General features: G+C 66.4%; 9 protein-coding genes. All 9 read right to left on the bottom strand.

Annotated features, from left to right (window positions below; all coding sequences use genetic code 11):
• Window positions 1–150: 150 nt before the first annotated feature.
• A complete protein-coding gene (locus M1D74_RS05680; RefSeq protein ID WP_458116813.1) occupies window positions 151–4,590 on the bottom strand; it encodes an FtsK/SpoIIIE domain-containing protein in 4,440 nt (1,479 codons plus the stop codon).
• A gap of 100 nt (window positions 4,591–4,690) precedes the next feature.
• Entirely contained in the window at window positions 4,691–5,398 is a 708-nt protein-coding gene (locus M1D74_RS05675) for a hypothetical protein (protein ID WP_458116812.1), read from the bottom strand.
• Window positions 5,399–5,414: 16 nt separating this feature from the next.
• Window positions 5,415–7,088, bottom strand: coding sequence for a serine/threonine-protein kinase (locus tag M1D74_RS05670; protein ID WP_458116811.1), 1,674 nt, complete (start codon window positions 7,086–7,088; stop codon window positions 5,415–5,417).
• Entirely contained in the window at window positions 7,085–8,908 is a 1,824-nt protein-coding gene (locus M1D74_RS05665; RefSeq protein WP_458116810.1) for an FHA domain-containing protein, read from the bottom strand. The genes M1D74_RS05670 and M1D74_RS05665 overlap by 4 nt, the downstream gene beginning before the upstream one ends.
• On the bottom strand, window positions 8,905–9,753 hold the full coding sequence (locus M1D74_RS05660; protein ID WP_458116809.1) for a PP2C family protein-serine/threonine phosphatase: 849 nt from the start codon (window positions 9,751–9,753) through the stop codon (window positions 8,905–8,907). Before M1D74_RS05660 ends, M1D74_RS05665 begins: the two co-directional genes overlap by 4 nt.
• Entirely contained in the window at window positions 9,750–10,910 is a 1,161-nt protein-coding gene (locus M1D74_RS05655) for an RDD family protein (protein ID WP_458116808.1), read from the bottom strand. The genes M1D74_RS05660 and M1D74_RS05655 overlap by 4 nt, the downstream gene beginning before the upstream one ends.
• Before the next feature lie 182 nt (window positions 10,911–11,092).
• Window positions 11,093–13,528 (bottom strand): transglutaminase family protein, encoded by a 2,436-nt coding sequence (locus M1D74_RS05650; RefSeq protein WP_458116807.1) that lies wholly within the window; start codon window positions 13,526–13,528, stop codon window positions 11,093–11,095.
• Window positions 13,525–14,913 carry a DUF58 domain-containing protein gene (locus M1D74_RS05645; RefSeq protein ID WP_458116806.1) on the bottom strand — a complete coding sequence of 463 codons (1,389 nt, stop codon included), beginning with the start codon at window positions 14,911–14,913 and terminating at the stop codon, window positions 13,525–13,527. Before M1D74_RS05645 ends, M1D74_RS05650 begins: the two co-directional genes overlap by 4 nt.
• Window positions 14,914–14,928: 15 nt before the next feature.
• Window positions 14,929–15,900: an AAA family ATPase gene (locus tag M1D74_RS05640; protein ID WP_309072255.1), complete on the bottom strand. Its 972-nt coding sequence runs from the start codon at window positions 15,898–15,900 to the stop codon at window positions 14,929–14,931.
• Window positions 15,901–15,952: the final 52 nt, after the last annotated feature.

The raw sequence follows: 15,952 nt of genomic DNA, 5'->3' as shown, positions 1-15,952 counted from the left end.
CGCCCTGCCCTTCCGGGATGTCCCTCGCGGGCTCCCCGTTTGGGCGACTGACTACAACCTATCCAAGCCCGTCGAGAGGTGTCGATGGGGACCGCTCCCCAAGGAGCTCTACCCAAGGAGCGCTACCCGTCCGGGCGCCGGACCGTTGTGTCAGTCCAGGCCGCCCATGGTTGTGGCGACCTGTAGCTTGTATGCCTTGCCCCGACCGACAACGTAGCCGCGTCCCGGTATGAAGCGGTTACCCGCAGTTCTGCCCAGCGACGTGTTCAGCAGCGTGTCGCCGTCGAGCTCGTTCGGGTTGAGCAGCAGTCCCCGCCTGCCGGACTTGAATGGACCGGACAGGTTCCAGGCGCTGGACCAGGTGGACGTCTCCGCTTCGCCGACCACCCACTGACCCGACTTCACAGCCGTCTTCACCAGCGAGGACAGTTCCAGTTCCGCCAACGAATCGGTGAACTCGGTCAGGCCCTCGATGAAGAACGCGACCGAACCTTCCGGACCATCGACCAGCGTGGTGAGCCTCGCCAGTCCCGGCTGCACCAGGGCAGCGGTGGCGTACGCCTCGTCCCACAGACCGAGGGATGCAACCGTGGAGCGCCGCGCCCCGAGATAGATCCGTTTCACATGCGGCGAGGACTTTTGCAGTGCCGCAGCCAGAGTCACCAGCGCCACCGTGCGTCCCGACCCCGGCGGACCCGACACCATGAACGCACCCGTAGCGGAGACCGCGGCGGGCTCAAGGTTGAAGTCATCAACACCAATGACCGCCGAGCCCGTCTCAGCCGCGGGCAGCACGTCGAGGTCGATCGACTCGGGCAGGCTGAGGACGCCCGGCGCCTGCGGAACACCCTGGCGCAGCATGGCGTCGCGCATGCGTTCCACCTCGCGCGCTTGCAGTTCGAGGTTGGCGTTGCCGCCGAAGACCGCAAGCTGCACCTCGAGCCCGTCAAGCAATCCACGCCCGGGAGGCGACGAGCTGGAGAGTACGTCACGGGGCACGCCCAGCGTCGAGTAGTCGTCCTTCCCCGCCATGCGCAGGATGATCCGCCTGCTGATCGAGGCCGCCAACGACGGCGGGAGGGAGTTGGTGCGCTCTCCGGTGACGACAATGTGCACGCCCATGGGACGGCCGTCCGTCGCAATCTGCTGGAACAGTTCGAAGTGGCGCTCCCGACCCTTGAACTCGTAGTTCTCACGGAAAGTGGTAATGCCGTCAACAAGAAGCAGGATCCGCGGTTCCTCCGGACGGTTGGCCAGCCGACGGTACTCCGTAATGGTTCCCGCCCGGACCTCGGCGAACCGGTCGGAACGCTCGTTAATGACGCCACGCAGGTAGCGGAGCAGCCGGCCGATCCGCTCTGAATTATCGCCATCGAGCACCGCGCCGACGTGCGGCAGCTGGCCGAGCATCTGGAGGCCGTTCGAGGCGCAGTCGATCCCGTACACCTGCACCGGACCGCCGCGCACGGTGACGGCTGAACCGATTGCCAGCGTCCGCAACGCCGTCGACTTGCCTGAGCCGCCGGATCCAAGGATCGCGAGGTTGCCGTCTACGTCGGGCTGGTAGAAAACGGTGGGCTGCGCCTGGTGCTCCGGGTCGTCCACCACTCCGAGCAGCAGCGACTCGTCCGTTCGGGGGTTCGGCAGCTTCGAGAAGTCATAGGCTTCCGCGAGTTCAGCAAGCCAGGGCTTACGCGGAGGCTTGATGCCCAGTTCCAGCGCAGCCTGGGAAACATTGCCCACAATGCGGGCGATGTCATTGGGGCCGCCGGGCTCAGCGATGACCTCGTCCCCCGCAGACTCCCAACGGGTGCCCGAGCCGAAGTTCATCTCGACGACGTCGATCCGTGGGCGCGCCGGCGCCCGGGTGGTCCAGCCTCCGGCGTACCCGGTCTGGAAGCTCTGGATACGGCCGGGGCCGGTCTTCGCCGCACCGCGCCCAGGAATCGACGGGCTGAAGTAGGCGGCCATCGGCGTACCGAGGATGTCCTGGGAGTCGTCCGTGTCCGCCATGCGAAGCGCGATGCGGAGATTCGTGTTGGCGCGCAGGTTGTCCTTGATGACGCCGGAGGGCCGCTGGGTGGCCAGGATCAGATGGAGACCAAGTGACCGGCCACGGGCCGCGATGTCCACCACGCCGTCGACGAACTCGGGCACCTCCCGTGCGAGGGCAGCGAACTCATCGACCACGATCACCAGTGACGGCGGTGTTTCAGGGTCGGCGTCGCGCTCCATGGCGAGCAGGTCCTTGGCCTTTTTGCGGTTGAACAGATGCTCCCGGTAGTGCAGTTCCGCCCGTAGGGAGGTCAGTGCGCGGCGCACCAGGTGCGGCGACAGATCGGTGACCAGGCCAACGGTATGCGGCAGCTTCACGCAGTCCGCGAACGCCGCCCCACCCTTGTAGTCAACGAAGAGGAAGGAGAGTCGGTCAGGGCTGTATGCGGCGGCCATGCCGAGCACCCAGGACTGCAGGAACTCAGACTTGCCCGCGCCCGTCGTTCCGCCGACGAGGGCGTGCGGCCCTTCCGTCTTCAGGTCCAGGTACATCGGCTCGACGCCCTTTGAACCCACCAGGGCACGCAGCGAGCCCTGATGCTTGCGGTTGGGCACGGCGCGGGACGCAACCGAATTGTTTTCGGTCCAGCGGTCCGCGACCGCCGTCGTCGCCTCCACCAGTTCCTGGCCCGCAAGGGTGACGTAGGAGACCGCGCGTGGAAGATCGGAGTCGTCCTCAACGGGCTTTCCGACGTCGACGACGGGAGTCAGCATCCGAGCCAGCTGCCCCGCCAGCTCAAGGTCCACGCTCTCGCAGCTGACCGGCGTCGACAGTTCTCCGAGCCGTACCTGGCCGCTGACATTCGCCGCATCGCCGTCGACGAAGAGGAAGTCGCGGCATGCTGCGGGCAGCGCGGCCACCGTGCCGGCGATCCAGAGGACATGGACACCCACGTCTGCCCCGGCTTCTGCGATACGGGTCAGGCGGGCGCGGTCCGCCGTGACGTCGTCCTCGACGATCACCAGCACCGAGGGCGTGACCGGGACCGGGTAGTTCAGTTCCTTCCGTGGGTCCAGGCGGCCACGCAGCGCGACGCCGGACCGTTCAGCTGCCCGGACGGACACCAGATCCTCGAGCCGTGACAGCAGCAGGCCGGCTGCTGCGGGTCCGGCGGCAAGGTGGTCCCCCGTCAGCGGGCTGTGCACGGATCCGGTGTGCGGCAGCCACTGCAGCCAGCTCCAGCGCTCCTTCGACTGGACCGAGGTCAGGGCGACCACTGCCAGCTCTGCCGGCGAGTGCAGACCGATGGCCTGCACCACCAGTCCGCGTGCGACGTCGTCCACTACCCCGCGTGCCCCGGCAACGCCCAGCGCACCGGACAGGCGGAGGTTGGCGACAATCGGCACATCGTCGATGTAGCCGTATTCCTCCGCTGCGTCGCGAATCTCTTCGGAGAATTCAGGGAGGGTGTCGGATCCGGCAGGTTCGGACAGCTCGATTCGTGACGGCGCGCGGCCGGTGCCGAAGCGCATCGTCAGGAAGAAGTCATGCTCCGGCCGGTGGGTCCACAGGAGGGGGCCCAGCTTGTAGATGGCGTCGACCGTGTCCGCCACGGAGGGTGCTTCGGCATGCCGGACCGCCCGCTCAACCTTCCTGGTCCGCTCAATATCGCTGCGGAAGAACGCCATGGAATCACGGAACTGAGCCACGGCTTCACGGAACGTGCGCTTGGCGTTGATCCGCTGGTCGAGGTAACTGCCCACCAGGATCATCGGCATCATCAGGATGAAGATGAGGCTGAACGGGCTGCGCGTGATGGAGAACATGATGGCGCCCAACAGGATAGGCGCGATCAGGAGCAGATACGGGAAGCGCATGGGGTTGGGTCTGCGCGGTCCGGCCGGGAGCTGCTTGGGCTTTTCGTCGAAGGCGGGCACCACCCGCGGCGACCGGTTGAACTCGATCACCGGATTGGTCGGATCCGCAGAATAGGAGCGGGTCAGCGGCACCACGGCAAGGGTGGTGTCGCCGAGCGTGACCTCGTCTGCCGAAGTCAGGCCAGTACGCGCCACTCTTGTACCGTCCATGAGCAGCCCGTTGGCCGAGTTGGTGTCGACGATCTCGATACCGTCCGCAACGTTGATCCGCGCGTGCCGTTTGGACATCATCGGGTCGGAAAACCTGATGTCACAGTTGCGGTCGCGGCCCAGGTAGCTGGCGCCGGCGGGCAGTGAGAACTCCTTGCCCGCATCCGGCCCTGACAGCACCCGCAGCGTGGCAACAGCCGGCCCGCGGTCCTGGCCCGGCACGTTGAACTGGTCGCTGACGCGGCTGATCGTCACGGTGGAGCCCGGCCGGAGGCCGGACTCGAAAAGGCTGACATCCGGGTTGAGTGTCCGGCCGCGCATACCGCCGGCAACGTACGATTCCTCGACCGTCAGGGACAACTGCCCGGGCGGCTCGGCTCCGGCACGCGCGGGATCCGCGACGTACAGCTCGCGGGCGACGTCGCTCACGGTGGCAAGCCCGTCGACGGTGACAGCGAGATCCCTCGCCGGGTCAGGGTCACGCCGCAGGGTCAGGCGCAGCTTCATGCAGGAACACTCCTGTGAGTTAGAGGGACGTCAGGTACCAAACCAACACGGACGACGACGGCCACGGCGCAGCTTCGAAAAGCCCGGTGTGCCGGATGCGTCAGTCCTCGTCGGCCTTGCCCTTCATTTTTTCGAGCAGGTGTAGATCCTCGGGCGTGACGATGTGCGAGGTCACCGCGTGTTCCACCAGCCGGGCACGCCGGTTGGTGGCGAGCTTCCCGCCGCCGCCGCGCAGGCCCACCACGCCGACCCGGTCCAGTTTGTCGCAGACGTTGTCGAGCTTGCGGTTGAACTTGGTCAACGCCCATCCGAGCCGCTGCGCCGCCGCCGCGGACGAGGGTATGGAACTGAAGCCGGTTCCCTCGCGGCGCAGCATGGGTTCGGCGAGCGCAACGATCAGCGCCCGCTGCGAATCCGTGAAGCGTACGGGGCCGATTGTCGTGGTGCCCGAGCCGTTGTCGACCTGCCGCTCCTGTCGGAAGGCAGGGGTCTTGAGGTGCACATCGAACTCATAGGTGGTGGGACCGGCGGTGAACACCACGCGCGTCTGGCCGAAGACCAGCGGAATGCGCGCTCCCGGTGCCACCCAGGCCTGCATCCCGCCGGTGGTGTCTGCGACCGTCGCCGAGAGCATCGTGCCCACGTTGTTGAGCCACCAGATCCCGTTCTGATGGGCAATCTGGAGGAACTTGCGGTGCAGGTAGGGATTGTCGTCGACCTCGAGGTCACCCTCGCGGCCGATGTTGAAGGGCTCGTCGTCCTTCGGTTCATGCCATTCACCGCAAAAATCTATTGCAAGTTCCCCCACGGGTGTTCCCTTCAATTCATTCAGGCCAGCAGGCACGCACAGGCTCAGATGCTGTGCCGTTTGCCCGCACTATCTGTATATCAGTGCAGGTGGGACCGTCGGGGTTGGCCACGAGGGGCGCTTCGGTCTGCACGGTCCTGGACCATTCGCTCTCTTCCTGCACGGTCACGGTCCGGAAGCGATACACATCGCCTTCCTGCGGGTCCGGGTTCGTCCAGGTGAACACTACGGTGTTCCCGGACCCTTCACCCACGACGTCCGTGGGCGAGGGAACAACGCCCTCCACCCCCGCGAGTGCGTCGGGCGGAGGCTGCGTCGGCGCTTCGACCGTGGGCTCGTCCTGTGGTTGCCCGTTCATGACCGCGAAACCGCCGATGGCGACGCCGGCGAGCAGCACGAGCCCCACCAGGACGCCGACCAGCGGCCCCCGCCTGCGCCTGGCATCCGCCGGTCCGACGTCGTCCGTGTCCGCGTGCTGTCCGGTGGCGGCAGGGCGATGGAGGGTGGTGTCCATGCGCATGGAGTCGGTGTGCGGCTCCCGCCCGCGCAGGACCGTCCGGTCCCGCCACGCGTGGTCTTCGGTTGCGTCATTCGCGCCTGCGTAATTCCCCGTCGCTGTCCCTTCAGCGGTGGACGGGGGCACGGATGACGACGGCGGCGCGTAGGTAGGCAGGTCTCGCTGCAGTGAGCGGGCGGGCGCGGTGCCGGCCGCCGTCGGGAAGGTCGGTGAGTAGGTGGGCGACTCTGGATCGATGGAGACAACCTTGCGCACCCTGGTGGCTTCGGCGTCGTCGTCATCATCACGTACGTGTTCGGTGTCATCAAGCACTTCGAACGGGGTGACAGAGATGCCGAGTTCGGTCTGGATCCGCTGCAGGGTGAGAGCGAAGGAGTGTGCCGAGCTATAGCGGGCGGCGGGGTTCTTCGCCATCGCCGTGGCCAGCGCGAGCTCGAGTGATTCCGGCACGTCATCCCGGCCGATCGAAGCGAGCTGCATGGATCCGATCCGGTCCATCAGCATGCGCTGGGAGTTGTCCATCCCGGGAAATACGAAGGGCGAACGGCCGGCGAGCAGCGTGTAGAGGGTTGCCCCAAGGGACCAGACGTCCATGCGGACGCCGTCGACGCTGCCGCCCACGAATGCTTCCGGCGGCGACCACGGGATGGACATGCCGAGATCCTCGTCCGCGCCGCCGTCCGTGGTACCGGAGATCCCGAAGTCAGTGAGGGCAGGGCGGTTGTAGTCGGTCACCAGGATGTTCGCGGGCTTGATGTCGCGGTGCACGATACCTGCCCGGTGGGCGGACTCGACGGCGGAGGCAACCTGGATGCCGATGGTCAGGGTCTCTGCCAGCGACAGCCTTGCCTTGCGGTAGCGCACGTCCAGGCTGGGCCGTGAGCAGTACTCCATCGCGAGGTAGGAGTGCCCGTCATCAGTGATGTTCGCTTCATAGATCGTGACGATGTACGGGTGGGTGGAGAGCTGGGCCATGAGGTTGGCTTCAGATTCGAATGCCTTCCGCGCGCCCTCCGTCATCAGCCCTGAAACCAGTACCTTTACTGCCACGCGCCGGCGCGGCCGGTCCTGCTCGTACAGGTAGACATCCGAGAAGCCGCCCGATCCGAGCAGGCTGATGTAGCGGTAGCCCGGAATGTGCGGGGGCGGTGCGGCTGCGCGCCGTGAACTCATCGCAGGCCTTCGAAGCGCAGGAAGACGTCATCACCGAGCTGGGCTACGTCGCCGTCGAGCAGGAAAGCTGTCTCTCCTTCGCCGAGGCGGCGCGGCGGTTGGCCCTGGCGGATCAGCACTGTGCCGTTGGTGGCCTTCAGGTCGCACAGCAGTACGTGCCAGCCGTCGAGCCGCACCTCCGCATGCGAACGCGAAATATCGCCTCCGGCGCTGGTGACCTGCACGAGTTTGGGCATGCCGCGGCCCTGGACCCTCGAAACCGAGGGTTGCCGGCCGATCACGATCGACTGGTCCAGCTCGACAACCTCGCCGGTCGAGATCCGCATGGTGCCGAGACTTGGGCGTCGGACCTCCCGCGGCTCACCGTCAACCGGCTGCGAACAGACACCGCAGGCCGACGCTTCGGGCGGGTTTGCATGACCCTGCGGGCACAGCCGCGCCAGCACCAGCGGCCCGGTGCCCGGCCGGGGCTCCGGCGAGGGCTGGACCGATGTGGGCGCTGGGCTCTCGAGCTCGCTGCGCATGATCGTCTGACCGTCGTGGTCATCGAGATCAAGACCGTCCGGCGGGACGCCGGGGCCGGCTGGTCCCGGCGGAATGGAAACCGGTGCAGCCGGAACCGCAGGGCCGCGCATCGGAGGTATGGGTGAGCTGGCCGGCACGGCTGATGCCTTCGGCGGCTCAGCACTCTTGCGTGCCCAAGGCACGGAGTCGATCAGCTGACCCGGCGCAGGAAGCGGCACCGGCGTAGCCTCTGTCAGCGGAGCACTCTGCGGGAAAGAGTCACCGACCTGGGAAACGTCAGGCCGCGAAAGTTCGGGCTGCGAAACTTTGGACTGCGAAACTTCGGGCTGCGCCGGAGCTTCGGCCGGCTGGGCGCCTGCGTGGGCGCCGCTTCCGGTAGTCGCGTGGGCATCCTGGCCGGCTGGTTCACCGACCGGTGCTTCCTCGGCGTCATCGTCCTCTGCCGGGCGCACGGCAGCATCTTCAACGCGACGCACAACAGTCTGGTCCCACAGGTGGTCATAGCCGGTTGTGTTCAGTTCCGGGTCTTCTTCCGGTTCGGGTCCCGGTTCCGGTTCGGGTTCCGGTTCCGTTTCGGGTTCGGGTTCCGGTCGGGGTTCCGGTTCGTCGTTGAACGTGAGGTACAGGCTCGGATTGATCGTCGCGGATTCCTCGGCCTCGAGCGCCCCGGTAATTGCATGCTCGGGGTCCTCCTCCTCCGCGGGCTCAAGCGCCGCGGGTTGTGAGGGCGGCAGCAGGAAAGGTGCAGGCTCGACGGGAGCGGCTTCGGCCCTAACCGGTTCAATCGGTGCAGGTTCCGCCGTCACGGTCGGCGCACCTCCAGAACCGGACAATCCAACGCTCACGCTGGCGGAACGGACGACACCCGCTTCGAGCGGAAGGGCCGACCCCTCGAGATCCGCACCGGGAAGGCCCGCAGGGGCGCCGGCACTCATCGAAAAGTGCCGGGCACCGCCGTCGAGCATGCGCTCCGTCCACGTGGTTACGTACTCGCCTGAGAGTTCGAGGGGAGCCGCGCCGTCGTCGTTCGCGACGCTCAGGCGCACCTCGCCGCGCAACAGCACGTGCAGCCGGTCCGTGTAGGACACCACTCCGAACGGCGGCATCGAGTCGAGGCCCTGGCCGAAGCCGCCGGCCACGATCGGCAGGATGGCCTGCAGGTTCGGGGTCTCCCCGAGTCGGCTCCAAAGCCGGTCAAGGACGTCGGCTGCAGTGGTTGCAGGAACCATCACGACGACGCCGGAGCGCACCACACAGAGCCATTCCTCCCCGGGGAGGTAGCGGACAACGCTCACGGACGCTCTGCCTCCGCGTTCTCGGGAGCAGCACCGCTGACAGTCTCGATCCCCATGGTCCGCGGGGCGGTGGTGTGAAGGTCGGCGTCGCCGTCGACTCCATGGGCATCAACCACCACAACAGTGACATTGTCGCGTGCTCCGTTGCGCAGGGTCTCCTCCACGAGGGCGTCGGCGGCTTGCTGCGGATCAGCCAACGAGCTGAGCAGGGTGTAGATGCGTTCTTCGGACACCTCGGTGCTGAGCCCGTCCGAGCAGATGAGGATCCGGTCCCCCATTTCCACGGGCATGAGCCAGTAGTCTGCTTCGGAATCATCCCCGGTACCGAGCGCACGTGTAATGACATGCCGGCGGGGATGACCTGCAGCCTGCTCCTGCGTGATGTGGCCCCGGTCGACCAGCTCCTGCACCTCTGAATGGTCAACGGAGATCTGCCCGAAACGACCCTGGCTCAGGCGATAGGTGCGCGAATCTCCCACATTGAAGAAGAGCCAGTACGGCATGCCGGATTCCTCGACGAACACGACGCCGGACAGGGTGGTGCCGGCGCGGCCCCCGGTTTCCGAACGGATGTGCTCATCGGCCGTCCGCAGCAGTTCCTCGAGATCCGACGCCGAGAAACGCGGAGCATGCTCGCCGATGATGCTGCTCTCCCCCAGCGTCCGCACGCAGATACCGGAAGCAACCTCGCCTGCCTCGTGCCCGCCCATGCCGTCCGCGACCGCGAAGATGGGCTCGGACGCAATCAGCGAGTCTTCATTCAGTTGCCGCTTGAGGCCGCGGTCGGACGCGTACCCGACGGTGAGTTCAATTTTCCAGTCCTTCGTCTGTTCCGGATTATTCATGCCTGTTCCACCTTGAAGCTGCGGTCACCGAAATGCACGGTCGAACCGGGAGCCGCCCAGTACGGTTGTCCGCCGGGAAGCGGAGTGCGTTCGCCGTCAGTACCGGTGACTGCACTGCCGTTGGTCGAATGCCTGTCCGTGACCCAGAGCCGGCCGGCCTCCACCCGCAGGTGGAGGTGTGTCTTGGAGACTGAACGGCCTTCGTCCTGTACGGAGATCAATTGCGCTGACTCGCTGCCCTTGGCCGCCGGGTTGCGGCCGATCAGAGCCGCGGACTCCAGCAGGAAGTCCCTGCCGTCGTCGAGCCTGATCCGCACACTCCGGGGTGCATAGGAAGCAGCAGTTGCGGGCCGGGAGACGACCGTCTCCCCAGCTGCCTCGTCCGGGTGGGTAGCGTCGAAGTCCGGGAGCGGGGCGGTCCGGCCTGTAGGGACCTTCTCCGACTGGAACACGACCGGCTCGGGACGGAAGGTCACGGGCTCCGGTTGGGAAGGCTGCGCGTGCGCTCCGCCCGGCGACCCGATGTGAACTGCGGTCGTGTGGGCCGGCACCGCCTGAGCCGGTGAGGACGGTTCCTGGCGTGATATGACCGGTGATGACACTGGTTGAAGGGCCGGCGGAGGCGAATCGGGGGCGAACGACGACGGCCCGTTGATCCCGCCGGTCACCAGCGGATTACGGCCGCGTCGGACATCGAAAACGAAGGTGCGCGCGGCCTTGTCATACCAGCCCTGGCGCTTGCCGTTGGAGTCGAACAGGTTGGACAGCATGACAATCACGAACCCGATGACGGGCACTATCCCCGATAACCCGATGATGAGGTTCCGCAGGAACACCGCGAGCCATCCGGGAGCGAAGCCCCCGTCATCCGTGGTGCGCAGCCCGAACATGAGGTTGCCGAGGGTCTTTCCCGTCTTGGCCTCCCAACCCCACAGGAAAATCCAGTAGCCGAGCGCCAGCAGCCCACCGGCGCCGGTGACCAGAAAGAACCTGCTGAGATCCAGCACGGCTGAGCTCGACGACACCTGCTCGTACCCGATCAGGGGCATACCGACGACGGCGGCAAGTCCCGTGATCAGGGCAGGCGGAATGCCGTCAACCAGTTTTGCTCCGAGCCGTTTGCCCGCCGAGCCGTTCTCAAGGTTGAGCTGAGCCATGGCGCCCTGTGTCCCTCCCTCACCGTCCGTCCGGGCATCGTGATGCGCCAGCGCATTGCCCAGTGGGTCCACTGTACGGACATGCGCGGTCCGATTGGGAATGGAAGCGCCGCAACGCACGCAATAAGCGGTGCCGGAGACCACGCGCGACGAACAGCGCGGGCACTCCTGCGCACCTGCCGTCATGAGTCCTTCTTTCGCCCGGCGCGTCGACCGGTACCCGGGATCGGACCTCCCTGGGTGGTGCGGCCGGCGCTGCGCTGACCCACTCGTGAGCGCGCCTCACGCACGAGTGAGCGCGGCGAGTACCGCGCACGCTGTCTACGAAACCAGCCTACCGAGCCCCGCATGTCTTCCAGGGATGACTCGACGTCCTTCCAGTACTCCTCGACCTCCCGTTCGGTCGGCTCACCGTACGAGAAGATGCTGGCATCCGCCCGCTCCGCAAGGAGCGTGGTGGAGACGGCGCTGACAGGAAAAGCATCGCCCAGCTCCCGCGCGCTCTCGCGGCGGGTGGCGTTCGAGTTGGTGTCCGCGCCGAGGTCCGTTGCGAGACTGAGAACCTCGCTCCAGCCTCCGCCGACCCGCTGGGAAGGCGCACCGACGTTGGCACGCCGCTTCCGGCGTCGTACCTTCAACAGGGCGATGAGCAGCAGCGGCAGCAGCAGGACTGCCAGCGGAATCAGGGCAAGCGCGATGGCACGGATCAGCGGACCCCAGTCATCCCAGAAGTCCTTGGTCCGATCCTCCGCATCCTGCGGTTCAGGAGCGGAGTCCGGGGGCAGTTCGGCCGGCTCCTGCGGTGGTGGCGGCGGCTGCAGGACCTGAGGCTTCGGTGAGGATTTCGGCTGCTGCTGCGGCGGCACCGGTTCATTGTCTTCCGGCGGGGTGGGGTTGAACGGCACCCATCCGGCGTTATCGAAAGCGATTTCCACCCAGGCGTGGACGTCACTGCCGGTCAGCGCGATCGGAGCGGACGGGTCCTCGATCTCATCCCAATCCGGGTAGAAGCCCATGACCACGCGGGCCGGGATGTTGAGCTTGCGCGCCATGAGGGCCATGGAAACGGCGTACTGCTCGTCATCTCCGACCATCTGCTCGGCATCCAGCAGGCTCAGCATCCGGGCAGCGCCGTGGCCGGGCAGGGACGGGGCTTCGCCGTCCTTGCCGTTGCTGAAGAAGCCCTGCGAATTCAGGACCTGCTCGAGCCGACGGACCCGTTCAATGGGATTCGACACGTCCCCGACGTACTCGCTGGCCTTGGATGCAATGACCGGAGGGTCATTCTGGACCCGCGGGAGGCTGAGGTCGGCGAAGTCGTACTGCGTCAGCACTTCATCGCTCGGGATCTCCGGGAAGACCACGTTGACGCTGTAGCTGTCGCCTGCCTGCACCCCGCTGGTCGACAGCGCCGTCAGGGCATCGTTGTTGTAGTACAGCGAGCGGTTGAGGTCCTGGGAGCGGGGACCTTCGAGATCCACGCCAAGCAGCTCACCGCCGGAGGGCAGCCATACGCCGTTGTAGCCCTCGATGGTGATGTCGAGCGTGGCGACTGTCCCCTCCCCCTCGGCTACCTCGGCGCTGCCGAGCTGCTGGGCATCCCCCACCCGGGCGAAGTTTCCGGCAGCCTGCGGATTCACGTTGTAGACCACGCCGTCGTACGCGTCCATGGCGGCGAGCCGGATCCGTTGCCCTTCGGGCAATCCGTCGACCGTCAGCAGCGTCTCGTCCGCCTGGTCCTTGACGTACTTTCGGAAGCTGGTCAACGGGCTCGGGTAGTCGAACAGGTCCACGGGCGGCTCGACGACGTCGCGCAGTACGTCCCGGTCCGTACTGGCCAGCACCGGGCTGACCAAGAGGGTCAGGACCGTGCCGGCCGCCAGCACCGCACCTCCGAATCCGAGCCGGCGTGCCGTGTTGGAACGGATGGCTCCCCTGACACCGGCGGCAGCCTCGGGCACCGCCGGTGCGTTGGCGGAGAGCGCACCGGTCTCATCGGTTCGTGCAATGTCCCGGCGATACGCGAGCCAGGCAGTCGCAGCGACGAGCAGCAGGATCCCGCGCAGTTCCGGAAGGGACGCCCTGTTGGTTCCGAAAGCGATGCTGACGATGAACAGGCCAAGGACCGGCAGGAGCACCCAGTAGGGAGTACGGATGCGCCAGGCCAGCAGACCGGCAACCGCCGACAGCAGCAGCGCCGACAGGAAGGGCACCACCAGCATGCCCCGGCTGATGCCCACCGGGTCGGCGACGGTCAGGAGGTCCTTCCAGGAGAAGACGACGCCGACAATCAGGACGCGCAGGGACTCAAGTGAAGGCAGGAATCCGAGAAAGGACTCGACCGGCGCTGCCAGCGCGTGGCCCAGCAGCAGGTAGGCGCCCAACAGAACGCCGGCAGTCGCCCAGAAACCCCAGCGGAAGCGCGCACTCAGCCAGGCTGTGATGAGGCCGGCGGCCAGGCCGCCGAACCCTGCTGCCAGGTAGCGAACGTCGCCGCCGAAGGTGGGGCCGAAACCGAGTACGCCCAGTCCGAGGAGGGCGGTGAGCACACCGACGTCGATGATGGTCTGCAGCCGTCCTGGAAGCGGACGGGCTGTGCGACCGGCGCGGCGGCTCATGCTGCAGCCTTTCGAAGGATGAGTCCGAGGTCGGACAGGTCGTTCAGGGTCAGGACGGTGAGGTCGCCGATGGTTGCCCTGGCCTGCTGCTGGTCAGTCACGCAGCGGATGGCGATGCACCGGATTCCGGGCGGAATGGAAGCGGCTGCCGAGCGGAGCTGGGACGGTGTCACGTGCGGCCCCACCACGAAGAAGACCACTGAAGCGTTGGGGACAGTATCCGCCGTCGTCCTCGCCAGATCCACGGCGGTGAGCCTGCGGCTGCGGCCCTCGATACGAGTCATGTCGTCCAGCAGGTTACGACCGGTTTCGGAGCGCAGCGGCCCGTCCTGGGTGAGGACGCTGAGGTTCCGCTGCTCCCGGATCGCCTGCAGGCCGATGGACCCGGCTACCGAGACGCCGAGCTCGAATTCGGCGTCGGAGTCGTACTCCTGCGTGTTGGTAGACAGCGCAACCGCAAGGTGGGAGCGGCGGGTCTCTTCGAACTGCCGGACCATCAGCTGACCGGTCCGCGCCGTCGTCTTCCAGTGGATGTGACGACGGTCGTCGCCCGGCACGTAGTCGCGCAGGGCGTGGAAGGATACGTCGGCACTGGAGAGGTCCTTGGTGGGCAGTCCCTCGAGGTCCTTGATGAACCCGGCGGCCGACCCGACCAGGGCCACCGTGCGCGGGTGGACGTAGAGGTCGGTCGGCTCGGTCCAGAACACCTGGCGGCGGAGCAGGCTCAACGGATCGGCACGCACCGAACGAACCGGCCCAACCACGATGACTGCGCGACGCTGCGTGGGAATGGTGAAAAGATCCTCGTGCAGCTGATTCGGCTTCAAGCGCGGCAGGTGGAAGATCGCCGTCGCTGCGCCGACGGGTAGCTCCAGGGAAGCCGGGAGCAGCGCCTTGGAGGACGTGTTGGAGACAGCAACGCTTCCGACGGCGCGGTCCCCCACCGCCACACGCGTGCGGGTCAGGTCCAGCTCGACAGCGTACGAGGACCGGCCAAGGATGAAACCGATCGCCAGGATGAACAGGAAGGTTCCCATCAAGGCAGCGATCAGGGCTTCCCGCCAGTCGAAGACGGCCCCGAGTACCCAGAGCGCAGCAACCGTTCCTCCGATGATCCAGCCGAGCGGGCTGACGATTCCCACCACCGGGGCGCAGTACCGCTTCACGAGAGCGGCGGCGCGCTGCGCCACGGGTGTACCCGCTGCCTGGGCGAGCTGCCAGACCTCGCGGGTCAGCGACCGGGGATGGAGGCGGGACGACGGCGGTGACGTGCGCTTTTGGCGTCCGCCGCTTGATCGGCGCGGACTGGAGGCCCGCCGGGATGTCGGATCAGACACCCGCCGGCGTGCGGCGCCCTTTTCTGCGGTTTCGGTACTCGTTGCCATGGAAGGTCAGGAGCCTCAGGCGGTCGCGCGTTGCTGCGGAGCTGAAACGTCCGCCAGGACACGGCGCAGAACGGCTTCGGGTGTTGCACCGGCGAACTCTGCTTCCGGGTCCATGACGAACCGGTGCGTCCACACGTAGGGTGCCAGTTCCTTGACGTCATCGGGGAGGACGTAGTGCCTGCCCTGCCCTGCTGCCCAGACCTTCGCCGTGCGAACCATCGCCAGCGCACCACGAACGCTCACTCCGAGACGGGTCTCGGGTGCGGAACGTGTTTCCTCGGTCAACCGCGAGATGTATTCGAGCACGGCGTTATCCACGTGGGTTTCCGTGGCGAGGTCTGCCATGTCCTTGATGGCCTGGGTGGTGATGATGGGGGTCAGGGCAAGCGAACGGTCGCGGGTCGAGGATCCGCTAAGCAGCTGGACGGTCGAGGCGTGGTCCGGGTAGCCGATCATTGTTTTGATGAGGAAGCGGTCGAGCTGAGCTTCAGGCAGGCGGTAGGTGCCGGCCTGCTCGATCGGGTTCTGCGTCGCGATGACCATGAACGGCCGTTCATTGGTGTAGCTGACACCGTCCACGGTCACCCGTGACTCTTCCATGACTTCCAGCAGCGCCGACTGGGTCTTCGGTGAAGCGCGGTTGATTTCGTCCGCAAGGACGATGTTGGCGAAGATCGGTCCCTTGTGGAACTCGAACTCCTGGGTCTTCTGGTCATAGATGGTGATGCCCGTCACGTCGGAGGGCAGCAGGTCCGGCGTGAACTGGATACGCGAGTGGGTGCCCTGCACAGTGGCGGCGAGGGAACGCGCGAGCATGGTCTTGCCGGTGCCCGGAGCATCCTCAAGCAGCACGTGACCCTCGGCGAGCATTGCGGTCAGGACAAGCCGGACCACCTGGGACTTGCCGAGCACAGCCTGCCCAACATTCCCGACAAGCTTGTCGAACGTCCCGGCGAACCACGCGGCCTGTTCAGCGGTCATTGTCATGATGATGTCTTCCTCTTTCTCGTGCGTGATTCCTGAGTGCTCTTGAGTCGTC

The sequence above is a fragment of the Arthrobacter sp. D2-10 genome (genome assembly GCF_054161285.1).
Note: the sequence above shows the minus strand (reverse complement) of the source record. Positions and strands in the feature narration are given on the sequence as shown.

What these genes read in the sequence shown, in the direction of transcription:
- M1D74_RS05680 (WP_458116813.1), bottom strand. Translation starts at nt 4,590, where the DNA reads ATGAAGCTGCGCCTGACCCTGCGGCGTGACCCTGACCCGGCGAGGGAT.
- M1D74_RS05640 (WP_309072255.1), bottom strand. Translation starts at nt 15,900, where the DNA reads ATGACAATGACCGCTGAACAGGCCGCGTGGTTCGCCGGGACGTTCGAC.
- M1D74_RS05660 (WP_458116809.1), bottom strand. Translation starts at nt 9,753, where the DNA reads ATGAATAATCCGGAACAGACGAAGGACTGGAAAATTGAACTCACCGTC.
- M1D74_RS05645 (WP_458116806.1), bottom strand. Translation starts at nt 14,913, where the DNA reads ATGGCAACGAGTACCGAAACCGCAGAAAAGGGCGCCGCACGCCGGCGG.
- M1D74_RS05670 (WP_458116811.1), bottom strand. Translation starts at nt 7,088, where the DNA reads ATGAGTTCACGGCGCGCAGCCGCACCGCCCCCGCACATTCCGGGCTAC.
- M1D74_RS05650 (WP_458116807.1), bottom strand. Translation starts at nt 13,528, where the DNA reads ATGAGCCGCCGCGCCGGTCGCACAGCCCGTCCGCTTCCAGGACGGCTG.
- M1D74_RS05655 (WP_458116808.1), bottom strand. Translation starts at nt 10,910, where the DNA reads ATGGCTCAGCTCAACCTTGAGAACGGCTCGGCGGGCAAACGGCTCGGA.